The organism is Pelagibacterium mangrovi (assembly GCF_036662815.1).
Lineage (GTDB): Bacteria > Pseudomonadota > Alphaproteobacteria > Rhizobiales > Devosiaceae > Pelagibacterium > Pelagibacterium mangrovi.
In genome coordinates this window covers 100,088-121,316 of sequence record NZ_JBAFXA010000006.1, presented here as the reverse complement: position 1 = coordinate 121,316, position 21,229 = coordinate 100,088, and the positions used below count along the sequence as shown (strand labels likewise).

Sequence of the window (21,229 nt, the reverse complement as noted above, 5' to 3'; positions counted from 1 at the left end):
ATACACCTGAATCGATAAGCGAACCAATTGAATCTCTACCTACGCTGAGGGTGGACCGCCCAGCTTGTCGAGATGGGCGCGGATATGGACAGCCTCGGCCGTGGTGTTGGCATGGGCGATGGCGATGTCGAAAGCCGTGCGGGCCTCCTCGATCCGGCCCAGATCCTTGAGCAATCCCCCGCGCAGGCCGTGGAAGTAGAAATAGCCGCCGAGCGCGTCGGCCAGGGGTTCGATGAGGTCGAGCGCGGCTTGCGGGCCGGCGAGCCTGGAAACCGCGACGGCCCGGTTGAGGGTGACGACGGGAGAGGGTTGGAGCGTTTCGAGGGTGCGATAAAGCAGCTCGATTTCCTCCCAATCGGTATCCTCGGGCTTGGCGGCATGGGCGTGGAGGGCGGCGATGGCGGCCTGGATCTGGAAGATGCCGGGGCTGCGATGGCGGATGGCCTTGTCGATCAGCGCCAGGCCCTCGTCGATCATGCGCCGATCCCAAAGCGTGCGGTCCTGATCGTCGAGCAGGATGATGTTGCCATCGGCATCGAAACGGGCGGCGTCGCGCGATTGCTGAATGAGCATGAGCGCCAGAAGGCCCATCAGTTCGGGCTCGGTGGGAAACAGACCGAGCAGCAATCGGCCCAGGCGGATGGCTTCGGCGGAAAAGGTGTTGCGGGTGTCGGCGCGTTCGCCGGCAGAGGTGTAGCCCTCGTTGAAGACCAGATAGACCATGGCCGCGACCCCGCCCACGCGTTCGGCCCGGTCGGCGGCGTCAGGGGTTTCGAAGCTGGCGCCGGATTTGGCGATGCGGGCCTTGGCGCGGGTGATGCGCTGCTCCATGGCCGCGTCGGAAACCAGAAACGCGCGGGCGATCTGCTTGACGGTCAGGCCCGAAACGATGCGCAGGGCCAGCGCGATCTGCTGGGTGGCCGGCAGGTCCGGATGGCAGCAGACGAAAAGCAGGCGCAGGATATCGTCGCGGTAATGGGATTCGTCGATCCTGTCGGCGATGTCGGTTTCGGCGTCCGAAGTGTCCGAGATGCGCTCTTCGTCGGGCAGTTCGGTGAAGCGGGCCTGGCGACGGACGGTATCGATGCCGCTGTTGCGGCCCACGAGGATCAGCCAGGCCGCCGCATCGCGCGGCGGACCGTTCCTGGGCCAGGACCTGAGGGCGCGAAGCGAAGCCTCCTGGAACGCTTCCTCGGCCATGTCGAGGTTGCGGAAATACCTGTAGAGGGCAGCGACCGCCCTGGGGCGGGCGCCTGCCAGGGTCAGGCCTATCCAGTCGGCTTCCTTGTCGTTCACTTTGGTGCGGCTCCGGGAAAGAAGTCGCGGACCGGGCGGATCTCATAGGAGCCCATGCCCGGATTGGCCTCGGCCAGGTCGCGCACCACCTGCACGACCTCTTCGAGGCTTTCCGCGTCGATGACATAGAAACCGAGGAACTGTTCCTTGGTTTCGGCGAAAGGTCCGTCCAGAACCATGGGTTCGCCCGCCGTCTTGCGCAGCGTGGTCGCGGCCGTGGTGGGCATCAGGCGGGCGACGGGGCCCATCTTGCCCGCTTCCACGAGCGGTTTCTGAACGGCAAGGAGGTCTGCCATGACCTTGTCGTCATGGGCTTTCGACCAGCCGCCGACGGCGGCTTCGTCGTTGTAGCAAAGGATCGCATAGAGCATGGCTTAACTCCCTGTAAGCCGAGGACGGTTCCGGATGCCGATTGCCGACAGGCCGGGCGAAATTTTTGCATTGGGCCGCGCGAGAGTGACTCGATGGAGCGCCGAACGCCAGTCGTTTTGCAACCGCTCGCCCGCTCGGGCATTGGATGGGAGTGAACGCCATCAAGGGAGAGTGCGATGGCCATTACGCGCGAGGAAATCGAGCAATTGCTCGGCCCGATCGACAACCAGCTTGCCGCCGAAATCGCCGCCACCGACGCCAGTGCGGCCGAACTCGCCAAGGCGCTGGCCTGGGTTCAGTCGGACGAAGCCCTGGTCAATGACGGGGACCATCTTCCGACGGGAAAAGTCGCCGAGCTCATCGGTATTCTGGAAACCGCCGATGATGAAGACGGCTATTCGGGGACGAGCGAGCCCGCCGAAGACTGGGTTCCATAGGTACTGGACAACGCGAGCAAATTTTAGTGAGGTGGGAGTCTTTTCTCCCCGCGCTCTCGCGCGCCACTATTTGTTTGAGCGGGCCCCATGTCTGCAAAGTTCAAGTCTTTTATCACCGATCTTCTTTCTCAAATCGACATCCAAATCGGCGGCAGCAGGCCCTGGGATATCCAGGTGCACGACGATCGCCTCTATAACCGCGTGATGACGCAGGGCTCGCTCGGACTGGGCGAGGCGTATATGGACGGTTGGTGGGATGCCGGCGCTGTCGACCAGTTTCTCTATCGCGTGTTAACCGGACAGCTTCAGAGCAAGATCAAGTTCGATTTCGCCCTGGCGTTCCTCGCCATCAAGGGCATTTTGCTCAACCCGCAGCGACTCAATGTGCGCGAAGTGGGCGAGAAACATTACGATATCGGCAACGACCTCTATAAGCGCATGCTCGATCCGCGTATGATCTATTCATGCGGCTATTGGCGTGACGCCGAAACGCTGGAGGAAGCGCAGGAAGCCAAGCTCGACCTGATCTGCCGCAAGATTGGATTGAAGGAGGGGATGCGTATCCTCGATATCGGATCGGGCTGGGGCGGACTACTCAAGTTCGCCGCCGAACGGTATGGCGTTTCGGGCGTTGGGATCACGGTTTCGAAAGAGCAGATGGCGCTGGCCAACGACATTCGCGGCAATCTGCCGATCGAAACCAGACTGATGGACTATATGGAGCTCGACGGGCATTTCGACCGCATCGTTTCGGTGGGGATGTTCGAGCATGTGGGCTTCAAGAACTACAACAGCTATTTCTCCAAGGTGCATGATCTGCTGCCCGATGACGGGCTGTTCCTGCTGCACTCGATCGGCGGAAGCCTGACGCGCAGCTCGGGCGAGCCGTGGCTGGAAAAATACATCTTCCCCAATGGCATGCTGCCATCGCCCCGGCAGGTGACGGGCGCTGTCGAGGGCAAGCTGATCATGGAGGATTGGCACAATTTCGGCGCCGATTACGACCGCACGCTGATGGTCTGGCACGAGCGCTTCGAGGCGGCGTGGCCTGAGCTCAAGGATCGGTATGGCGAGCGGTTCTACCGCATGTGGCGATACTATCTGCTGATGTGCGCCGCCGCGTTCCGCGCGCGCTGGGTGCATCTGTGGCAGATCGTTTATTCCAAGGATGGGCTCAAGGGCGGATATGTGTCGATCCGTTAGGATAGATGCAAGCTAGACACCCGCGCCGATCATCGGGGCGAGCAGCACCAGCGTGATTGGCACCGTTACGACGCCGGCCACGGTCTGGAAGGCGATGATGCCGGCCATCAGAGGGGCGTCGCCGCCCAATTGCCTCGCCATGACATAGGCCGACGAGGCGGTGGGCAGGCACTGGATCAGCAGCACGACCAGCGCCGCCGGACCCGTCAGTCCGACCGCGATGCAAATGGCGGCGGTGATGGCGGGGACCAGCACGAACCGGGTGGCGGTGGCGACGAGAACGGGTTTGATCCCGCGCCCCAGCGCATCCCAGTTGAGGGCCGCGCCCACGCAGAGGAGGCCTATGGGCAGCGCGGCTTGACCCATCGCCTGCATGAAGCCCTCGATGCCGGCGGGGAGCGCAATGCCGGTCAGCCGCAGGACGATGCCCGCGAGACAGCCCAGGATCAGCGGGTTGAGGGCGATGGATTTGACGACCCCAAGCGCGCTGGGCTGGCGCGTGCCATAGCGGGCGAAGACCAGGGCGCAGATGATGTTGACCGTGGGCACGAGAATGGCATTGGCGACGGCGGTGAGCGCTGCTCCCGATACGCCGAGCAGGCCCACGGCGGCCGTGACGCCGACGTAATTGTTGAACCGTATCCCGCCCTGGACCACCGAGGTGAGCACAGGCCCATCGAAGCCGGTGAGGCGGTTGGCGGCGAGCAGCGCCAGCGTTCCGAGGACGGCAGGGCCGACAAGGCCCGCGGCGATGAGCGGGATGGGCACGCCGGAAAGATCGGCGCGATAAAGCCCGTGCGCGAAGAGCAGCGGCAGGAGGATGAAATAGGCCAGCCGCTCGGCCTGCGGCCAGAACGCCGCCCCCAGAAAACCAAAGCGGTTGAGCAGATGGCCCAGGGCGATGATGAGCGCGATGGGGAGCAGGGCTGAGAAAATGAGAGCGAGCATGGATGGCCGTGGGGAGGAATATCGTTCCTCTCTAGCACCCTGTTTTGCCGGCGCAAGCTCTACCGGTTCGGTAGCGTTTTCAGGAACATGGGCAAGCCATGCTCACTGGGGAGCATTTGAGGGCAGGCTTTTTTGCGCGACGCGGCAATTTTGATCGCCCAGTTCTCGCACTTTGACCGGCATTGCGCGATTATGCGGGCAACAACACATCCGGGAGAAAATCAATGCGTCTGGCGTTCACAGCCTTCGCCGTAGCCGCGGTCCTCGCCGCGCCGGCCGTCGCCCAGTCGGAAATCAGGCCGCTCGTCGATGCCGAATGGCTCAAGGCCAATTCGGGTGCCGAAAACCTCGTCATCGTCGACATCCGCGACGATATCGAGGGCACCGATCTGGGCGATCTGCCCTATATCGCCAATTCCGTCGTCGCGCCCTATGCCTCTGCCGGCTGGCGCACCGAAGTGCAGGGCGTGCCGGGACAGATCCCGCCCGTCGAAGAGGTGGCGGAACTGATCGGCGGTCTTGGCATCGATGACGACGATCACGTGGTGATCGTGCCCTGGGGCACCGATTCCTCGGAAATCGGCGGCGCGACGCGCGTCTATTGGACCTTCAAATATCTCGGCCATGAGGAGGTTTCGATCCTCGACGGCGGCTGGCGGCAATATGATGCGGCTGGCGGCGAACGCGTGGCCGAACTCGCCGAACCCGAGGCGGCGGAATTCGTCGCCGATGTGCAGGAAAGCCTGCGGGCGACGACCGATGACGTGCTGGCCGCTCTGGAAAACGGCGTGCCGCTGATCGATGGCCGGCCCGTCGAGCAGTTCGAAGGCCAGTCCAAGAGCCCGGTGGTCGCTTCCCTCGGCACCATCCCCGGTTCGGTCAACATTCCCCATTCGGAATTCTACAGCGCCGAATATGCCCGGTTCGCGCAGCCCGAGACGGTTGCCGCGTTGCTCGAAGCTGTCGGCGTGGGTGCAGATGAGGAAAACATTTCCTTCTGCAACACCGGTCACTGGGCTTCGGTCGCCTGGTTCGGGCTGCACGAAATTCTCGGCAACGAAAAGGCCGCCATGTACGATGGCTCGATGGCCGAATGGACCCTCGATCCGGCCCGTCCGGTGGAATAGTTCGGTCAAACTCTCCCTTGACCTTGCAGATGCCCCGGATTTCGGGGCATCTGTTTTTCATTTCAAGCACATAACCCTTTACTGAAAGATCGAAATGTCTGACGTCGCACTCGAACGTCCCAGCTATCTCCCGGCGGCGGTTTCCGACCGCGCGCCGACGCTGGTGACGGGACTGGGCCTTCTGCTCGGCTTTATCGCCATCTGGTATCTCGTGGACCTGCGCCAGGCGACGCTGTTCCTCATCGGCGGCGGGCTCGGTGCCGCGCTCTATCACGGCTCCTTCGGCTTTACCGGCGGCTGGCGTCGCATGGTGGTGGAAAAGCGCGGCCGTGGCATGCGCGCCCAGATGCTGATGATCGGTGTGGCCGCGCTGGCCATGATGCCGCTGCTGGCAGCGGGAAATCTCGGCGGACAGCCGCTGGTCGGCGCCGTTGGTCCGGTCGGGGTGTCGGTCATCGTCGGGGCCGCGATCTTCGGTTTTGGGATGCAGCTCGGCGGCGGGTGCGGATCGGGCACGCTGTTTACGGTGGGCGGCGGTTCGGCGCGCATGCTGGTGACGCTGGCGTTCTTTATCGTGGGTGCCGTGTTGGGCACCGCACATCTGCCCTGGTGGCTGCTGCAGCCCAATATGGGCATCGTCGACCTGCGTATCGAGTTCGGGCTTCCCGCCGCAATCGGGGTGACGGTGATCGGTCTTTCGCTGGTCGCCATCGTGAGCGCGGTTATTGAAAAACGGGCACACGGCAATCTCGAAAGCGAGCCCGAACCGCGCCGTCCTGGCTGGAGCTGGCTGCTGTACGGTCCCTGGCCGCTTGTCGGGGCAGGGCTGATGCTGGCCATCCTCAACATCGCGACGCTGCTCGTCGCAGGCCACCCCTGGTCGATCACCTATGGGTTTGGCCTCTGGGGCGCCAAGATCGCCGATGCGGCGGGCATTCCCGTCGCCACATGGGAGTTCTGGACCTGGCCGGCCCAGGCCCAGGCGCTCAATTCATCGGTTCTGACCGACAACACCTCGGTCATGGATTTCGGCATCATCCTGGGCGCCGGATTGGCCGCCGCGCTGGCCGGCAAGTTCGCGCCCAAGGCGAAAATCCCGTTCGGCTCGCTTCTGGCTGCCGCCGTCGGCGGCATTCTGATGGGCTATGGCGCTCGCCTGTCCTTCGGCTGCAACATCGGCGCGCTGTTTTCGGGCATCGCCTCGGGAAGCCTGCATGGCTGGCTGTGGTTCCTGTGTGCCTTTGTCGGCTCGATGGTCGGCATCTGGGCTCGCCCGCTGTTTGGACTCGATGGATTTGCCAAGAAATGATGACCGGACGTAATACCCTGCTTTTCGGCGCGGCGCTGGCCGTCGGAACCGCCGCGATCATTGCCGACCATGTCGCCCATCCGGTCGCGCGGGCCGAAAACCCCATAGCCCAGAGCGAGGCGGGGACCGCTGGACCCGCCGCCCCTTGCGCGGCCGGTGCGCCCTGCGCGGCGGGCGCTCCGGTCGCCGCGGCTCCCTGTGCCGCCGGTGCGCCGGTTGCCGCTGCACCATGCGCGGCGGGCGCGCCTCTGGCGGCACCCCCGCCACCGCCCGCGCCCATGCCCGAAGGAGGCGAACGCCAGCTTGCGGCTCCGCCTCCACCGCCGGCCCCCATGCCGCAGGCCGAACCGCAACTGGCGCCTCCTCCGCCGCCTCCGGCCCCGATGCCCGAAGGCGCCACCGAGGCGCCCGATCTCGTGGTCGACTGATGAGTGATGCCCGCCAGCAGGCCCAGCGCGAAATCGCCTTCTGCGAAGCCGTGCTCGCCAAGGGCGGGCTCACGGTGTTGACCGAAACCCTGCGGGACGCGTCCGACATTTCGACATGGACGCATTACCCCAAGGACGACGTGTTCGATCCCGCGACGGGCGCGCAATGGTTCTATCACAGCCATCCGGCCGACGATCCGGATGGCGCCACCGAACATGGGCATTTCCATTGCTTCGTTCGGCCCCAGGGCGTCGGCGGACCGATCCATCACCTGATTGCGGTCGGGGTCGATCCCTATGGCAAACTGGTGCGGCTGTTCACGGTGAACCAATGGGTGGTGGGCGACGATTGGCTCGACGCCGAGCCGACCATCACCTTGTTGGAAAAATTCGACGTGCACATGCCGCGTCCCTCTTATCTGGTCAACCGTTGGCTGACGGCGGTGCTGGCGGCCCATGAGGATGAAATCGCCAGCCTCATCCGCGAACGCGACAGGACGCTGGCGGCCCATCAGCCGGCGGCGGATGTGGCGGTGCGCGACGACCGCTCGCTGGAAGTGACGTCGGAATTGCGGTTTTAGCGGTTGGCGTTGGCGGCTATGGAAATGCCGCTGCTGGATTCCGGGAATAAATCCCGGAATGACAAGCTTGAGTTTGAGGCTACCCTATCGCCCCACACCAATCCCGTCAGCCAAACCGCCCGTGCTTGGGTTCTTTTATCTGCGCTCTTGCCAAATGGCATCATTTCGCCTATTTTGTGCCAAAAGGTGAATGATGATGTTGCATGAACTTCCCCGAGCGGTAGCGGCGCCGGAACAGCCGCAGATCACGGATACCGAGGCTGCCGCGATGGCGCGGGCGGTGGTCAATCTCTTTGCCCGCTGGAATGTTTCAGACGCAAAGGCGCGGGAAATCCTCGGCGGCCTGGCGGCGCGCACCTATGCGCGCTGGAAGGCGGGGGAAGTGGGGCGGATCGATCGCGATCTGGCGACGCGGCTCTCCCTGCTCATGGGCATCCACAAGGGGCTGCGCTATCTGTTTACCGATCCGGAGCGGGGCTATGCCTGGGTCGGCAAACCCAATGCGGCGCTCAATGGCCGCGCGCCGGTCGACATCATGGCCGAGGGCAGCATCTTCGCGCTGGCGCGCGTGCGGTCTTATCTCGACGCCGAACGGGGTGGCTGGTGAGTGTTCCCATAGCGAAAATTCGCTGGGACCGCGCCTACAGGATCATCCGGTCGATCCACCCGCCTATCGATCTTTTCGAGGATATCGCCGACCCCGCCGACTGGGAGGCGCTGGCGTCGGCCGAATCCAAGACCAATCCGCGCATTTGGGAGCATATCGGCCGGCTCGATCTTATCCCGCCGGCGCGGCGCGTGGGCGGGCCGGGCGCAAGCTTCCTCATGGCGCCCTTCGTCCATGTCAGTACCGACAGGCCGGGCCGGTTCACCGACGGAACCTATGGTGTCTATAGCGCCGGCGACAGGGAAGAGGTGGCGATCCGCGAGGTCGCCTACCATCACGGAAGGGCCATGGCCGCCAGCAATGAGACGCCGGGGTGGACGTCGCAGTTCCGGATATTGGTCAACCCCTTGGATCTCGCGCTTCACGATGTGCGCGAACGCGAAGATTGTCACCGGCCCGACGACTACGCCCCCTCGCAGGCGCTGGGCAGGCAGTTGCGCGGGGAAGGCAGCAACGGCGTGGTTTACCGCAGCGTGCGTTGCCCCGGCGGCGAATGTGTCGGCATCTTCTGGCCGGACCTGATGGCGGCACCGATCCAGGGCGATCATTTCGATTTTCATTGGGATGGCGCAAGAGTCGACCGCGTGCGCAACTGCCGCACCAGCGCAATCTTCGCGCTCTGACGGCTTGTGTCGGCTCGGGCGCGCGACTAAGTGAAGGGCGAACACTTCAGCTTTCGCGACAATCTAGGCCAATGCAACTCGACCAATCGCGCAAATTTTCCGTAGCTCCGATGATGGACTGGACGGACAGGCATTGCCGGTATCTGCACCGGCAATTGTCCGGCCGCGCGCTGCTGTTTACCGAAATGGTGACCAGCGCGGCGCTGGTGCATGGGGATGCGGAACGATTGCTCGGTTATGACGAGAGCGAACACCCCGTCGCCGTGCAGCTGGGCGGGTCCGATCCGCGTGAGCTGGCCGAGGCCGTCGCGATCTGCGATCGGTTCGGTTATGACGAGATCAATCTCAATGTGGGTTGCCCGTCAGACAGGGTGCAGTCGGGCAAGTTCGGCGCCTGCCTGATGGCCGAGCCCGAGCTGGTCGCCGAATGTCTCAGGGCCATGCGCGGGGCGACCGACACGCCGGTAACGGTCAAATGCCGGATCGGCATCGACGATCAGGATTCGGAAGCCGATCTCAACCGTTTCGTCGATACGGTGCTGCCCACCGGTATCGATGCGCTTTACGTGCATGCGCGCAAGGCTTGGCTCAAGGGGCTTTCGCCCAAGGAAAACCGCGATATTCCGCCGCTCGATTATGATCGGGTGTATCGCCTCAAGCAGCGGCTCGGCGAAGTCCCGGTGATGATCAATGGCGGCATCAAGACGCTCGATGAGTGCGACGCCCATCTCGGCCATGTCGATGGAGTGATGCTGGGCCGCGTCGCCTATCACGAGCCGATGATCCTCGCGGATGTCGATGCCCGTTTTTTCGGGGAAACCGGCTTGCCTCGCACGCTCGACGAGATCGAAGCTGCAATGACCGTCTATGCCGAAAAAGAGCGGGGCAGGGGCGCGCGGCTCAACCAGATCACGCGGCATATGCTGGGGCTCGCGAACGGCTTGCCGGGCGCGCGGCGTTTCCGGCAAATTCTCTCGGTCGAAGCCTGCAAACCCGGCGCGGGGCCCGAAGTGATCGCGGCGGCATTCGCGCATATCCGATCCGCCGAGGAAACCAAGGTCGCCTGACGTATCTAATCCGGCTTTTGCGCGATCAGGAACAGCGCCTTGTTCTTTGCCGGCTGCCAGCGGTGAACGATGGTGATGCCAGCGGCCTGGAATTTTTCGACCAGCTCGTCGGCGCCCATGAAGGTGAGATGGGGAAGCCTGCCGAGCGCGCGTCCGATGGGGACGACGTATTTGAACCAGGGCATGATATCGTTCATGCAGGCCGTGCTGGTGACGAAATAGCCGCCGGGAACCAGCATATCGCGCACCTTGGCGATGACGGCGTCGGGATCTTCCAGAAGATGCAGGATGCTTAGTCCCAGCACCATGTCATAGGGTTGGTCCGGCATGGGCAGGGTGGTGATGTCGCCGAGTTCGAACGACACGTTCTCGACGCCGGCCTCCTCGGCCTTGGCCCTCGCGAATTCCAGCATGCTTTCCGAAAAATCGATGGCGTCGATATGGGCTACATGCGGAGCGTGGAAGATGGCCGTGCCGCCGGTGCCGCAGCCGAATTCCAGCAGCCGCATGTCGGGCCGAAGAAATTGGCGGGTTAGTTCAAGCTTGGTCTGATAGGATGCCTCGTCGGCGATCGGCGATTTCGCATATCGATCGGCCAGCCTGTTCCAGAATGCGTTTGTCTGCGCCATGATCGGGCTCCCCTCAACTGCCTTTTGTTCAGACTTACATAGGTAATGCTGAATTTGAATGACCGGGACGATCCCGATCAATTGTGCAGTTCGAGTGAATCCTGGCTAACGGTGTAGCGCGACAGCGTTTCGAGGAAGGTCATGCCCAGGAGCGAGGTTTCGAGCGCGTTGTCCTCGACAACGAAGGCGCGGACATTGTTGCGGACGATATTGCCCACTTCCATGGATTTGATGCGGATGGGCGCGGCGCGGCCCTCGCCGTTGGCGGTCTGCACCGGAACCGAATAGGTGAGGGTGGAGGTGTCGATGCCTGCGGCTTCGGCGTCGCGCAACGAAAGCACGACTGCACTGGCGCCCGTATCGAAGATCATCGGCGTCGAGACGCCGTTGATCACGGTATCGACTTCGAAACTGCCACCGAACGAGCGCGATATGTGGACATTGCCCGATTGCGGATCGACGATGGCCGCCCCGGGCTGGAGGGCGCCCACCACCCGATGGCCCATCCGCTGCAGGTCGCCGCGATAGGTGTAGCCCAGGACCAAGAGGCCACCGATGGCGACCCAGACCAGAAAGCCGGAAAGGATTTCGCCCAGCTTGTGCCGGCGCCCCACAAGGGCGCTCGCCAGCAGCGTGCCGATGATGACAAGGGGGATGGCGCTCGCGGTCTGCGCCTGCGTCAGCCCGAACACGGCCCCCGCATCGGCGCTGATCGCAATGGCGAGGCCGAGGGTGATGAGGATGGCGAAGGCGACGAACAGCATGCAGTTTCCGAAAAGCTCAACCGACTATACGCATAAAGGTACCCAATAGGGCGATTTCAAGCAGCGCGTTGAGCGCGCCGATCAGATCGCCGGTTTGCCCGCCCACCAATCGCTCACAAAGCCGTGTCCAGCCCCAAGCGATGACGACTGCCAAGACGAGGGCAAGAGCGAAGCCCCAGGCGCTTGCGAAAGGCAGGACGAACGCCGAGGCGATGGCAAGGGCGAGAACGGCTCCGATCGCAAATCCGTTCCGGGAAACCTGCCCCGCCGATGCCGCCGCTCCGGTCGAGCGGGCGGGGGGAAGGGCGAGGGCGACATAAAGCGAGCCCGACCGTGCGAGGATCGCTGCGCCGAGCCAGACCAGCGCCGCTGCCAGAGGATCGCGCATGGCGAGCGCGGCCAGCGCGGCGGCCTTGAGCCCGATCACGAAGACGATGGTGAGCACGCCATAGGTGCCGTGACGGCTGTCCTTGAGGATCTCAAGCCGACGTTCCCGCGTCGAGCCGCCAAACAGCCCATCGGCGGCATCGGCCGCCGCGTCCTCGCTCATCGCGCCGCCGGCGATGGCCGACGCCGCTGCGGCGAGGAGGGCGGAAAAAAGCGGATCGAGGCCGGCATGGATGGCTACGAACAGCAACACCGCCGGGCCGATCCCGATCGCGAGGCTGGCGAGGGGCAGAATCTTGGCGATACGGTCCAGGTTCGGGGTGGCATGGGGGCTCGAGCCGGTGGGCAGGCGCGAAAAGAACCGGACGGCCATTATAAAGCCGGCAAGCGGATGGTCGTTGGGCGCGCTCAATTGCGTTTTTCCTCTGCTTGGCCCACAAGAACACCCCTCCTGGAGCATTTTCGCGTTTCTTCGAATCGCTCAATTGCTCCAAGTCTTTGTTTTATCACGCTTCCGAACCGCAAAGTGGTATCGAACTTTTGCTGGAAGCACTCTAACATCCGAATCCGGGAGCCGCCATGTCCGCCCAAGCCTTCGCCGATTTCCAGGACCTCTTGATGCTCGGCCCCGATGGCGACGAGGCTGCGGTGGCGGCGGTGAGGGCGCGCGATGCCCAGCTTACCAAGCCTGCGGGGTCGCTCGGCCAGCTCGAATATCTCGTGGAGTTCCTGGCCCGCTGGCAGGGCAAGCCGAGCCCGACGATGGACGATCCCATGGTGGCGATCTTTGCGGCCAATCATGGAGTGACCGATCAGGGCGTATCGGCCTTTCCGCGTGAGGTGACCAAGCAGATGGTCAACAATTTCACCAAGGGCGGAGCGGCGATTTCACAGATCTGCGCGCTGCACGAGATCAATCTGCGGGTGTTCGAACTGGCCCTCGATGTTCCGACGGGCGATTTCACAATCGTCCCCGCCATGGACGAGCGCACCTGCGCCGCCACCATCGCCTACGGCATGGAGGCGATTGCCGGCGACGTGGACCTGCTCTGCATCGGCGAGATGGGCATCGGCAACACGACCGTCGCCGCGGCCATATACGCCGCGCTCTATGGCGACACCGGCGCCGAATGGGTGGGGCGCGGGACAGGCGTGGATGAGGCCGGGCTGAAGCGGAAGGCCGATGCGGTGGACCGCGCGCTGATGCGCCATGCGGGCCGGCTCGATACGCCGTTCGACATTCTCGCCAATCTGGGCGGGCGCGAGATCGCCGCCATGGTCGGTGCGATCATCGCCACGCGTCACCAGAAAGTGCCGGTGATCGTCGACGGATTCGTCGCGACGGCGGCGGCGGCGGTTGCCCATGCGGTGGCGCCCGGTTCGATCGACCACTGCCTGTTTGCCCATGTTTCGGCCGAACACGGTCACGCAAGAGCGCTGGAGCGGATGGGCAGGACCGGCCTGCTCGATCTGGGCATGCGGCTGGGCGAGGGCACTGGCGCCGCGATGGGGGCAATCCTGTGCAAGACGGCGCTGCACGTGCACAAGAACATGGCGACTTTTGCCGAGGCAGCGGTCGACGGCAAGAGCATCTGATCCTAGGGGAGTGACCGATGTACGTGCTCTATATCGCAAACAGGAATTATTCCTCATGGTCGCTGCGGCCATGGGTTCTGCTCAAGACGCTCGGCATTGAGTTCGAGGAACGCTTCGTGCCGTTCCTCGAAGGGGCGACCTATGCGGAGTTCCGCAAGTTCTCGCCCACGGGACTGGTGCCGTGCCTCGTGGATGACGGGCTGACCGTCTGGGATTCGCTGGCGATCACCGAATATCTGGCCGAAGCCCATTCGGAAATCTGGCCCTCCGACCGCAAGGCCAGGGCCTGGGCGCGCTCGGCCTCGGCGGAAATGCATTCGGGCTTTTCGGCCTTGCGCAATATCTGCGGAATGAATGTGGGCGTGCGCGTCCGGCTCCACGAGCAAAGCGATGGCTTGAAAGCCAATCTCGCACGGCTTGACGAACTCTGGACCGAAGGGCTCGACCGGTTCGGCGGTCCTTTCCTCGCAGGCGAAAGCTTCACTGCGGTTGATGCCTTCTTCTGCCCGGTGGCGTTTCGCATTCAGACCTATGGGCTGAAACTCGGCGATACGGCGATGGCTTACGCGGAACGCCTGCTCGCGCTTCCTGCGATGCAGGAGTGGTACGAGGCGGGTGTGGCCGAAACCATCCGTGATTTGCCGCACGACGCGGAAATCACGCAGGTGGGTTCGCTGATCGAGGATTTGCGGGCGGTTTAGCCGCCGGCGTTAAATCCTGCCGCAAGCACTGCGCACCCCTCATCCGACCTTTCGCTTTTCAAGCGAAAGCCCACCTTCTCCCTCAAGGGGAGAAGGGTAGCTTTTGGCGGAGTCTGAAGAAAAGATCAGCGCTGCAACAAGAGCCCCTTCTCCACTTGAGGGAGAAGGGTTGGCGATGAGGGGTACGCATCGCTTTGGCGATGCAGCGGCGTAAGCCGCTCCTCCTCACGACGCCTCGGAGTAAATCTCGAGCCGGTTGCGTTTTTCGACCACGGGAGCCATCCCTTCCATGACGCGGGCGCGTGGGAAGGTGGCGATCGCTTCGGTGCCGAAGCGCAGCTTGGAGAAGAGGTCGAAGCGGCCCTGGTGCAGGTCCATGATGCGCTGGACGATGGGCAGGCCCAAGCCAGCACCCTGTTCGGCGGTCTTCTGGGCCAGCGATCCCTGACCGAACGAGGAGAGTACGGTTTCGATCTCCTCCTCAGGAATTCCCGGCCCGTTGTCGACCACCGAAACGAACTGGCCGCCATCCGTCGAGCGCCCCACCGTCAGCGCAATCTTGCCCGTCTGCGGGGTGAATTTGATGGCATTGGAGAGCAGATTGAGCACCACCTGCCGCACGGCGCGCTCGTCACCCCAGATCTTGGGCATGGCCTCGCCCGCTTCGAAATGGAGCTCGATATTCTTGGCCCTGGCGCGGATTTCCAGCATGCGCCGGCAATCGTCCGAGATATCCACGAGGCTGATCGCTTCTTCGTTCAGATCGTATTTGCCCGCCTCGATGCGCGAGAGGTCCAGAAGCTCGTTGATGAGATTGAGCAGGTGCTGGCCGCTGGCGTGGATGTCGCCTGCATATTCCTTGTACTGGGCAACCCCGTGCGGACCTAGCAACTCGGATTTGAGCACTTCGGAAAAACCTATGATGGCGTTGAGCGGCGTGCGCAACTCGTGGCTCATGGTGGCCAGGAACCGCGACTTGGCGATGTTGGCCTGTTCGGCCTGCCGCCGCGCCTCGTCGGACATCGAGCGCGCTTCCTTGAGCTCAAGGATCAGCCCGTCCTTTTCCCACTGATGCTCGAGATTGCCGATCTCGGATTTGTGCAATTGGCGGGTGAGGAACAGGAAAAAGAAAAACGCGCCGATCGCGACGACCGACATAGCATAGTTGAGCGTGCCGCCGGTGAGGATGAGCATGGCCGCGACGCTGACCGTCGCCGGGAAGGTCGCGGCGAGCGTGGCGCTGGGCAGGGTGCGGGTGGCGACCGCATTGGCCGCGACGCCCACCAGAAGCATTGCGAAAATGATGATCTGGATATCCTGCCCGCCGCCGGCAATCGTGAGGATAGGCAGAGTGGCCCAGGCCAACCCGTTGATGCTTTCGCCGATGACGAAGGTCCGCGTCCAGCGGCGCGGATTGAACTTGCTTTCGCTCTCCTTGCGAAAGCTGCGGCAGATGAAGGCGACGCCGAGGTTGGAAAGACATACTACCGACGCCCAGATCGCGGCGATGGTGGGCGGAATCCAAAGAACGGCGGCCACCGAGAGGATGCCGAGTAGCAGCAGGGTGGGAACGAGGCTCGTCAGGCGCGCATCGGCGTAATCGTCGAGCAGTTCGTAGTCGAAAGGCGCACGGGTGCCCGAACTCGAAGTGAGCTTCTGGCGGGCATCGAGAACCGCGCGCTGCACTGTACGGCGCGGTTCGCGCAGACGCGGCGCTTCGGATGCACGGCTTGCCTGGCTGGAGGCCATCGAACTCTCGTTACGCTACTCAACTACTCATCGGACCCACTCAAACCGAGCCGATCCGTACGCGACGGACCAACGCTAAGGCGTGCGTAGTTAACAGGGCGTTGAGACGAGGCATGGGTTTAGACGCAATTTTCACCATAGCGCCGTGCGAAGCATCGGTTGCCGCCGGGTTAAAGCGAAACGCACAAAAGGAGGCCGTGCCTTCCATCGCTTGACATGGGCAACATGGCCGGCTCAAATGCGGGAATGGGGCGGATGTTTTTCCAGTATCCCCAGGAAATTCGTAGTTTTGAAGAATTCTATTTCAGGGGCTCGCATGGCGCTCGACAAACTCGACCGCAAGATTCTCCAACTTCTGCAAAAGGATGCCACCATGCCGGTGGCCGAGATCGGCCGGAAGGTCGGGCTTTCGACCACGCCGTGCTGGCGCCGTATCCAGAAGATGGAGGAAGAAGGGGTTATCAGACGCCGCGTCGCCGTGCTCGATCCCGAGAAGGTCAATGCCGGCGTCACGGTCTTCGTTGCGGTCAAGACCAACGAGCACAACGATGCATGGCTGCGCAAATTCGCGGCCGTGGTCGAGGATTTCACCGAGGTTGTCGAATTCTACCGCATGAGCGGGGACGTGGACTATCTGCTCCGCGTGGTGGTGCCCTCGATCCAGGCCTATGACGTGTTCTACAAGAAGCTGATCGCCAAGATCGCGCTGTCGGACGTGAGCTCGTCCTTCGCCATGGAACAGATCAAATATACGACAGCCCTGCCGCTCGAATTCGCCGTAATCGACGATTAGGATCAATCGACATTCAGGTGGCCTTGGTTCTGGACCCCGGGAATAAATCTGGGGGTGGGTACAGGCATGGCACTGCCCAAAACTCACCTTGTCATTCCGGGGTTTATTCCCGGAAGCTAGTGCTGCGTCAGCCAAGCGCTTCTGAATGTCAATTCAGCCTAACCGCCCGTCACCGACATGTGCCGTTCGACGGCGGGTGCGGAGCGGCGGGCGATGACGAAATCATGGCCCTTGGGCTTGAGGATCATCGCCCTCTCCAACGCCGCATCCAGACCCTCGGCTCCGCCTTCGCGCAGCGCGGCGCGCAGGTCGACGCGATCGTCCTGGCCCAGGCACATATAGAGCTGGCCGGTGCAGGTCAGGCGCACCCGGTTGCAGCTTTCGCAGAAATTATGGCTCAGTGGCGTGATGAAACCGATAGTGCCGCCGGTCTCGTGCACTTGCATGTAGCGGGCCGGACCGCCGGTGCGCTTGGCAATGGGGGTCAGGGTATAGCGCTCGGCAAGTCGATCCCGCACGGTACGCAGCGACAGATGCGTGTCCGCGCGGTCGAAAGCGACATCGCCCAGGGGCATTTCCTCGATCAAGGTCAGCTCGAACCCGTTGGCATGCGCCCATTCGAGCATCGGGACGATTTCGTCCTCGTTGACGTTCTTGAGCGCCACCATGTTGAGCTTGACCGCAAGGCCCGCCGCCCGGGCAGCCTCGATCCCCTCGATCACCTGGGCCAGCCGCCCGCGCCGGGTGATGGCCGCGAACTTTTCGGCATCGAGCGTATCGAGAGACACGTTGATCCGGCGGATGCCCAATTCGAACAGCCGGTCGGCGTGCTTTGCCAACTGGCTTCCGTTCGTGGTCAGCGTCAATTCATCGAGCGCACCGGTTGCGAGGTGCTGGGCCGAAAGCGCTTCGATCAATTTCATGATATCGCGCCGCACCAGAGGTTCGCCCCCCGTGAGGCGCACCTTGCGCACGCCACGGGCGACGAATGCGCCGATGACGGACTGGATTTCCTCGAAGCTGAGCACTTCGCTCTTGGGCAGGAACACCATGTCCTCGCCCATGCAATAGGTGCAGCGGAAATCGCATCGGTCGGTCACCGACACGCGCAAATAGGTGACGTGACGGCCAAAGCCGTCGATGAGCGGACGCGGTGAGGTTGGCGATGGGCTCGAACTCATTACCGCACTATAGAGCGCTATATCCATTTGGCAAAGCCGGACCAGCCTTGCGTTGACATCGGCAACGAACTGACGTCTTACAAGCAAAAATCGGGCGAGGGGAATCCATGAGCGACGATCTCAAGCGCAAGGCGGCCCAGGCGGCCATGGGCGAAGTCAGCTCCGGCATGCGGATCGGGCTGGGCACCGGATCGACGGCCAAGCATTTCGTCGATCTGCTGGGCGCTGAAGTGGCGCGCGGGTTCCAATGCCTTTGCGTGCCGACCTCCGAGGCCACCGCCGCACAGGCGCGTGAACTCGCTATCCCCCTGACCACCCTCGAAGAGATCGACAGCCTGGACGTGACCATCGACGGCGCCGACGAGATCGATCGGGATTTCCAGCTTATAAAAGGGGGCGGGGGCGCTTTGCTGCGCGAAAAGATCGTCGCGGCAGCGTCGGGCCGCATGGTCGTGATCGCCGATCAATCCAAGCTGGTCGATACGCTCGGCCGGTTCCCGCTGCCCATCGAGGTCAACCCGTTCGGGCTTGCCGCGACCGCCAGGGCCATAGAGACCGTGATGGCCGATTTCGGGGCCGAAGGCGGCAAGGCGCTGCGGCAAAAAGCCGATGGCGCGGCCTATGTTACCGATGGTGGACACCACATCATCGACGCATCTTTTGGCCGCATTTCGAACGCAAAAGCACTGTCACAGGCGCTGTTGGAGATTCCCGGCGTGGTCCAGCACGGCCTGTTCATCGATTTGTGTTCTGAAGCCTATCTTGCTACTCCCGAGGGGACCATTCGGCTCTCGGAGCACGTAAAGTCATAAAAGTCATTCGCAAGGGACCGTTCGCACAATGACCTTCCTGCCCACCCTGCGCCGGTTTGCTGCGGCGCTCGTCATTTCTGGCACCGCGCTCGTCTCGGTCGCTCCCGTCCAGGCTCAGCAGGAGATTTCTCCCGAGCACCTGGCCAAGGCTCGCGAATATGTGAACATCACCGATTCAGGGCAGCTCTATGAGCGCACGCTCGTCGAGATGGGGCTTCAGGTCATGCGCGTGATGATCCAGCAGGACCCCTCGCTGCGCGAGCCCCTGCTCGAAGCGCTCCAGACCGTTTACGAGGGTTATCTCGCCGATCGCGATTCGCTCTACAACCAGTTCGCGCGCATCTATGCGATCAGGTTTTCCGAGGAAGAGCTGCAGCAGATCGTCGATTTCTACAGCACTCCGGTCGGTGCAAGGCTGCTGGAGCAGAACCCGTCGATCAACCAGGACCTGACGACCATCCTGGGCATCTGGAGCCGCAACACCTCCAACGAATATCTCGCCCGCGTGCGCGCCGAACTGCGCAACCAGGGTTATAACGCCCCGGCCATCGAAGGCGAAGCGCCGGCGGATGGTGAAGCCCCCGCCGAAGGCGAAGCGGCGCCCCAATAATCGGCTAGCCGGCAAACACGAACCCCCGTCCCGGTGACGGGGGTTTTTTTGTGCGCGTTTGCCGCCTATATCCTTGCGTCCAGATAAAAACCCGGAGTCCTCCATGAGCGAGAAATTTGATTTGGTCGTTATCGGTGGGGGCTCGGGTGGCGTGCGGGCGGCGCGGGTCGCCTCCCAACTCGGGGCCAAGGTCGCGATCGTCGAGGAATACCGCTATGGCGGCACCTGCGTCATTCGCGGCTGCGTGCCCAAGAAGCTCTTCGTCTATGCGTCGCGATTCAGCGACCTGTTTGACGTCGCGCCCAGCTTCGGCTGGACGGTGGATGCGTCCTTCGATTGGCCGACCCTGCTCGCCAACAAGGACAAGGAGATCGCAAGGCTCGAAAATATTTACGAGACGCTGCTCGAGGGCGCGAACGTAACCACCTTCAAGGCACGCGCCACCGTCACCGGCGCCAATTCGGTCAAGCTTTCGACCGGCGAGGAGCTGGAGGCCGAACGCATCCTCATCGCCACCGGCGGCGCACCGTTCAAGCCCGATATCGAAGGGGCCGATCTCGGCATCACCTCCAACGAGGCTTTCCATCTCGAAAAGCTGCCTCGCACGATACTCATCGAGGGTGGCGGTTATATCGCCGTGGAATTCGCCACGATCTTCAACGGACTGGGCGTCGATACGACCCTCGTCTATCGCCGCGACAAGATTCTGCGCGGCTTCGATGGCGACGTGCGCGATGGGCTCGAGGACGCCATGCGGGAACGTGGCATCCGTTTCCGCTATGGCTACCACATTTCCAAGCTGCGCAAGGACGGGGAGGGCGTTTGCGTCTCCTTCTCGCATGGCGAGGAAGCGACGTTCGACGCCGTGATGTTTGCGACGGGTCGCCACCCCAACACCGGCGGGCTGGGCCTCGAGGATGCGGGCGTGCAGCTCGATCAGACGGGCGCGGTGGTCGTCGACGAATATTCCCGGTCCTCGGTGCCCTCGATCTTTGCGGTGGGTGACGTGACGGGACGCGCCGCGCTGACCCCGGTCGCCATCCGCGAGGGCGCGGCCTTTGCCCAGACGATCTACAACAACACGCCCACCACGGTGCCCTATCATCTGATCCCAACCGCCGTGTTCTCCGAACCCGAGATCGGAACGGTCGGCATGAGCGAAGAGGATGCCGCCGAGCGCCACCGCTCGATCGATGTCTATCTCACCCGTTTCCGGCCGATGATGAACACCCTGTCTGACAAGCAGGAAAAGATGATGCTCAAGCTCATCACCGAAACCGACAGCGGCCGGGTGCTTGGGTGTCACATCGTCGGGCCGGGCGCGGGCGAAATGATCCAGCTCGTCGCCATCCCGATGGGCATGAACGCGACCAAGGCCGATTTCGATCACGCCATCGCCGTGCACCCGACGGCGGCCGAGGAGTTGGTGACGTTCAAATCGCCGAGCTATCGCGTGATCGACGGGGAAAAGTGCAACCCCTAGAGGGTCGTCGGCCGAGACCGGTTGGAGCGCACCATCTGCACCAGTGACAGCACGAACGCGACGACCAGAAGCCAGGTGCCTGCCTGCATGAAGACGTTCATGTCCCAAAAGAACGGAATGAAAAACGCCAGCAGCAGGAAGAACAGGGCGATGACGCCCAGCCCGGCGAGGACGAAATAGACACCGAGGACGGCAAGGACGCAGAACGCGAAAAGCGCCGTGAGGCTGTCAAGCAGCGCGCCGTATGGCTTGAGGCCGTCGATGAACGGCGAGAACAGCGCGAGCAGGGCACAAGCGGGCAGCGGCAGATAAAGAACAATCAAATGCCCCGCGAGCATGCCGAGCGTGCGCGGGTCGCCAGTGGTCAGTTCACTCAGCGGCAGGAAGACTGCCCCGAGCGTACAGGCGACGATCACCGCGCGAAGGGCCATATCCCAATACTGGGAAGCCGTCATGGGCATTTTCC

General features: G+C 62.9%; 25 protein-coding genes. 16 read left to right on the top strand and 9 right to left on the bottom strand.

Going from position 1 to position 21,229, the window contains the following annotated elements:
* Positions 1-39 precede the first annotated feature (39 nt).
* Positions 40-1,296 (bottom strand): RNA polymerase sigma factor, encoded by a 1,257-nt coding sequence (locus tag V4T21_RS11820; protein WP_332716878.1) that lies wholly within the window; start codon positions 1,294-1,296, stop codon positions 40-42.
* Positions 1,293-1,667, bottom strand: a complete 375-nt coding sequence (locus tag V4T21_RS11815) for a YciI family protein (protein WP_332716876.1) — start codon at positions 1,665-1,667, stop codon at positions 1,293-1,295. Before V4T21_RS11815 ends, V4T21_RS11820 begins: the two co-directional genes overlap by 4 nt.
* A 177-nt stretch (positions 1,668-1,844) precedes the next feature.
* On the opposite strand from V4T21_RS11815, the gene V4T21_RS11810 reads away from it, so the two are divergent.
* Both V4T21_RS11810 and cfa read left to right on the top strand, forming a co-directional pair.
* A complete protein-coding gene (locus V4T21_RS11810; RefSeq protein ID WP_332716874.1) occupies positions 1,845-2,105 on the top strand; it encodes a hypothetical protein in 261 nt (86 codons plus the stop codon).
* A gap of 87 nt (positions 2,106-2,192) precedes the next feature.
* Positions 2,193-3,308, top strand: a complete 1,116-nt coding sequence (gene cfa, locus V4T21_RS11805; RefSeq protein WP_332716871.1) for a cyclopropane fatty acyl phospholipid synthase — start codon at positions 2,193-2,195, stop codon at positions 3,306-3,308.
* A 12-nt stretch (positions 3,309-3,320) separates the two neighbouring features.
* On the opposite strand, the gene V4T21_RS11800 is transcribed toward cfa, so the two are convergent.
* The gene (locus V4T21_RS11800) at positions 3,321-4,256 is read right to left on the bottom strand and encodes an AEC family transporter (protein WP_332716868.1); all 936 of its coding nucleotides are present in this window, start codon (positions 4,254-4,256) and stop codon (positions 3,321-3,323) included.
* Between the two features lie 224 nt (positions 4,257-4,480).
* Here V4T21_RS11800 and V4T21_RS11795 point away from each other — a divergent pair, with 224 nt between their 5' ends.
* The 8 genes from V4T21_RS11795 to dusA all read left to right on the top strand — a co-directional run bounded on the left by V4T21_RS11795 (position 4,481) and on the right by dusA (position 10,058).
* A complete protein-coding gene (locus V4T21_RS11795) occupies positions 4,481-5,383 on the top strand; it encodes a sulfurtransferase (protein WP_332716864.1) in 903 nt (300 codons plus the stop codon).
* Positions 5,384-5,477: 94 nt separating this feature from the next.
* Entirely contained in the window at positions 5,478-6,692 is a 1,215-nt protein-coding gene (locus V4T21_RS11790) for a YeeE/YedE family protein (RefSeq protein WP_332716862.1), read from the top strand.
* The gene (locus tag V4T21_RS11785; protein ID WP_332717485.1) at positions 6,689-7,120 is read left to right on the top strand and encodes a hypothetical protein; all 432 of its coding nucleotides are present in this window, start codon (positions 6,689-6,691) and stop codon (positions 7,118-7,120) included. The genes V4T21_RS11790 and V4T21_RS11785 overlap by 4 nt, the downstream gene beginning before the upstream one ends.
* The gene (locus V4T21_RS11780) at positions 7,120-7,701 is read left to right on the top strand and encodes a DUF6969 family protein (protein WP_440589651.1); all 582 of its coding nucleotides are present in this window, start codon (positions 7,120-7,122) and stop codon (positions 7,699-7,701) included. Before V4T21_RS11785 ends, V4T21_RS11780 begins: the two co-directional genes overlap by 1 nt.
* A gap of 18 nt (positions 7,702-7,719) precedes the next feature.
* Positions 7,720-7,908, top strand: coding sequence for a hypothetical protein (locus tag V4T21_RS11775; RefSeq protein ID WP_332716859.1), 189 nt, complete (start codon positions 7,720-7,722; stop codon positions 7,906-7,908).
* Entirely contained in the window at positions 7,898-8,308 is a 411-nt protein-coding gene (locus tag V4T21_RS11770; protein WP_332717474.1) for an antitoxin Xre-like helix-turn-helix domain-containing protein, read from the top strand. The genes V4T21_RS11775 and V4T21_RS11770 overlap by 11 nt, the downstream gene beginning before the upstream one ends.
* A complete protein-coding gene (locus V4T21_RS11765; RefSeq protein WP_332716857.1) occupies positions 8,305-8,991 on the top strand; it encodes an RES family NAD+ phosphorylase in 687 nt (228 codons plus the stop codon). The genes V4T21_RS11770 and V4T21_RS11765 overlap by 4 nt, the downstream gene beginning before the upstream one ends.
* Positions 8,992-9,062: 71 nt before the next feature.
* Positions 9,063-10,058 (top strand): tRNA dihydrouridine(20/20a) synthase DusA, encoded by a 996-nt coding sequence (gene dusA, locus V4T21_RS11760; protein WP_332716855.1) that lies wholly within the window; start codon positions 9,063-9,065, stop codon positions 10,056-10,058.
* Positions 10,059-10,063: 5 nt separating this feature from the next.
* On the opposite strand, the gene V4T21_RS11755 is transcribed toward dusA, so the two are convergent.
* From V4T21_RS11755 to V4T21_RS11745, 3 genes are all read right to left on the bottom strand, one after another.
* The gene (locus V4T21_RS11755; protein ID WP_332716853.1) at positions 10,064-10,687 is read right to left on the bottom strand and encodes a class I SAM-dependent methyltransferase; all 624 of its coding nucleotides are present in this window, start codon (positions 10,685-10,687) and stop codon (positions 10,064-10,066) included.
* Positions 10,688-10,764: 77 nt separating this feature from the next.
* Positions 10,765-11,451, bottom strand: coding sequence for a retropepsin-like aspartic protease family protein (locus V4T21_RS11750; protein ID WP_332716851.1), 687 nt, complete (start codon positions 11,449-11,451; stop codon positions 10,765-10,767).
* A 16-nt stretch (positions 11,452-11,467) separates the two neighbouring features.
* A complete protein-coding gene (locus tag V4T21_RS11745) occupies positions 11,468-12,250 on the bottom strand; it encodes an adenosylcobinamide-GDP ribazoletransferase (RefSeq protein ID WP_332716848.1) in 783 nt (260 codons plus the stop codon).
* A gap of 167 nt (positions 12,251-12,417) precedes the next feature.
* Here V4T21_RS11745 and cobT point away from each other — a divergent pair, with 167 nt between their 5' ends.
* Positions 12,418-13,434, top strand: a complete 1,017-nt coding sequence (gene cobT / locus V4T21_RS11740) for a nicotinate-nucleotide--dimethylbenzimidazole phosphoribosyltransferase (RefSeq protein WP_332716846.1) — start codon at positions 12,418-12,420, stop codon at positions 13,432-13,434.
* Positions 13,435-13,451: 17 nt separating this feature from the next.
* On the top strand, positions 13,452-14,135 hold the full coding sequence (locus V4T21_RS11735) for a glutathione S-transferase family protein (protein WP_332716843.1): 684 nt from the start codon (positions 13,452-13,454) through the stop codon (positions 14,133-14,135).
* Between the two features lie 225 nt (positions 14,136-14,360).
* Here the strand turns inward: V4T21_RS11735 and V4T21_RS11730 are convergent, their stop codons facing one another.
* Positions 14,361-15,884 (bottom strand): sensor histidine kinase, encoded by a 1,524-nt coding sequence (locus V4T21_RS11730; protein ID WP_332716840.1) that lies wholly within the window; start codon positions 15,882-15,884, stop codon positions 14,361-14,363.
* A gap of 316 nt (positions 15,885-16,200) precedes the next feature.
* Between V4T21_RS11730 and V4T21_RS11725 the strand changes: the two genes are divergently transcribed.
* Entirely contained in the window at positions 16,201-16,677 is a 477-nt protein-coding gene (locus V4T21_RS11725) for an Lrp/AsnC family transcriptional regulator (RefSeq protein WP_332716837.1), read from the top strand.
* A 158-nt stretch (positions 16,678-16,835) separates the two neighbouring features.
* Here the strand turns inward: V4T21_RS11725 and moaA are convergent, their stop codons facing one another.
* Positions 16,836-17,885 carry a GTP 3',8-cyclase MoaA gene (moaA, locus tag V4T21_RS11720; protein ID WP_332716834.1) on the bottom strand — a complete coding sequence of 350 codons (1,050 nt, stop codon included), beginning with the start codon at positions 17,883-17,885 and terminating at the stop codon, positions 16,836-16,838.
* Positions 17,886-17,965: 80 nt separating this feature from the next.
* Between moaA and rpiA the strand changes: the two genes are divergently transcribed.
* The 3 genes from rpiA to gor all read left to right on the top strand — a co-directional run bounded on the left by rpiA (position 17,966) and on the right by gor (position 20,763).
* Complete coding sequence (rpiA, locus tag V4T21_RS11715; protein ID WP_332716831.1) at positions 17,966-18,670, top strand: ribose-5-phosphate isomerase RpiA; 705 nt, start codon at positions 17,966-17,968, stop codon at positions 18,668-18,670.
* 28 nt (positions 18,671-18,698) lie between these two features.
* The gene (locus V4T21_RS11710; protein ID WP_332716829.1) at positions 18,699-19,280 is read left to right on the top strand and encodes a DUF2059 domain-containing protein; all 582 of its coding nucleotides are present in this window, start codon (positions 18,699-18,701) and stop codon (positions 19,278-19,280) included.
* A gap of 103 nt (positions 19,281-19,383) precedes the next feature.
* Complete coding sequence (gene gor, locus V4T21_RS11705) at positions 19,384-20,763, top strand: glutathione-disulfide reductase (RefSeq protein WP_332716826.1); 1,380 nt, start codon at positions 19,384-19,386, stop codon at positions 20,761-20,763.
* Here gor and V4T21_RS11700 read toward each other — a convergent pair.
* Positions 20,760-21,218 (bottom strand): hypothetical protein, encoded by a 459-nt coding sequence (locus tag V4T21_RS11700; RefSeq protein ID WP_332716823.1) that lies wholly within the window; start codon positions 21,216-21,218, stop codon positions 20,760-20,762. The genes gor and V4T21_RS11700 overlap by 4 nt on opposite strands.
* Positions 21,219-21,229: the final 11 nt, after the last annotated feature.

Bases quoted from the DNA above. Each gene is read 5' to 3' on its own strand.
- V4T21_RS11815 (WP_332716876.1), bottom strand. From the start codon at position 1,667: ATGCTCTATGCGATCCTTTGCTACAACGACGAAGCCGCCGTCGGCGGC.
- V4T21_RS11810 (WP_332716874.1), top strand. From the start codon at position 1,845: ATGGCCATTACGCGCGAGGAAATCGAGCAATTGCTCGGCCCGATCGAC.
- cfa (WP_332716871.1), top strand. From the start codon at position 2,193: ATGTCTGCAAAGTTCAAGTCTTTTATCACCGATCTTCTTTCTCAAATC.
- V4T21_RS11800 (WP_332716868.1), bottom strand. From the start codon at position 4,256: ATGCTCGCTCTCATTTTCTCAGCCCTGCTCCCCATCGCGCTCATCATC.
- V4T21_RS11795 (WP_332716864.1), top strand. From the start codon at position 4,481: ATGCGTCTGGCGTTCACAGCCTTCGCCGTAGCCGCGGTCCTCGCCGCG.
- V4T21_RS11790 (WP_332716862.1), top strand. From the start codon at position 5,478: ATGTCTGACGTCGCACTCGAACGTCCCAGCTATCTCCCGGCGGCGGTT.
- V4T21_RS11785 (WP_332717485.1), top strand. From the start codon at position 6,689: ATGATGACCGGACGTAATACCCTGCTTTTCGGCGCGGCGCTGGCCGTC.
- V4T21_RS11780 (WP_440589651.1), top strand. From the start codon at position 7,120: ATGAGTGATGCCCGCCAGCAGGCCCAGCGCGAAATCGCCTTCTGCGAA.
- V4T21_RS11775 (WP_332716859.1), top strand. From the start codon at position 7,720: ATGGAAATGCCGCTGCTGGATTCCGGGAATAAATCCCGGAATGACAAG.
- V4T21_RS11770 (WP_332717474.1), top strand. From the start codon at position 7,898: ATGTTGCATGAACTTCCCCGAGCGGTAGCGGCGCCGGAACAGCCGCAG.
- dusA (WP_332716855.1), top strand. From the start codon at position 9,063: ATGCAACTCGACCAATCGCGCAAATTTTCCGTAGCTCCGATGATGGAC.
- V4T21_RS11755 (WP_332716853.1), bottom strand. From the start codon at position 10,687: ATGGCGCAGACAAACGCATTCTGGAACAGGCTGGCCGATCGATATGCG.
- V4T21_RS11750 (WP_332716851.1), bottom strand. From the start codon at position 11,451: ATGCTGTTCGTCGCCTTCGCCATCCTCATCACCCTCGGCCTCGCCATT.
- cobT (WP_332716846.1), top strand. From the start codon at position 12,418: ATGTCCGCCCAAGCCTTCGCCGATTTCCAGGACCTCTTGATGCTCGGC.
- V4T21_RS11735 (WP_332716843.1), top strand. From the start codon at position 13,452: ATGTACGTGCTCTATATCGCAAACAGGAATTATTCCTCATGGTCGCTG.
- V4T21_RS11730 (WP_332716840.1), bottom strand. From the start codon at position 15,884: ATGGCCTCCAGCCAGGCAAGCCGTGCATCCGAAGCGCCGCGTCTGCGC.
- V4T21_RS11725 (WP_332716837.1), top strand. From the start codon at position 16,201: ATGGCGCTCGACAAACTCGACCGCAAGATTCTCCAACTTCTGCAAAAG.
- moaA (WP_332716834.1), bottom strand. From the start codon at position 17,885: ATGGATATAGCGCTCTATAGTGCGGTAATGAGTTCGAGCCCATCGCCA.
- rpiA (WP_332716831.1), top strand. From the start codon at position 17,966: ATGAGCGACGATCTCAAGCGCAAGGCGGCCCAGGCGGCCATGGGCGAA.
- V4T21_RS11710 (WP_332716829.1), top strand. From the start codon at position 18,699: ATGACCTTCCTGCCCACCCTGCGCCGGTTTGCTGCGGCGCTCGTCATT.
- gor (WP_332716826.1), top strand. From the start codon at position 19,384: ATGAGCGAGAAATTTGATTTGGTCGTTATCGGTGGGGGCTCGGGTGGC.
- V4T21_RS11700 (WP_332716823.1), bottom strand. From the start codon at position 21,218: ATGACGGCTTCCCAGTATTGGGATATGGCCCTTCGCGCGGTGATCGTC.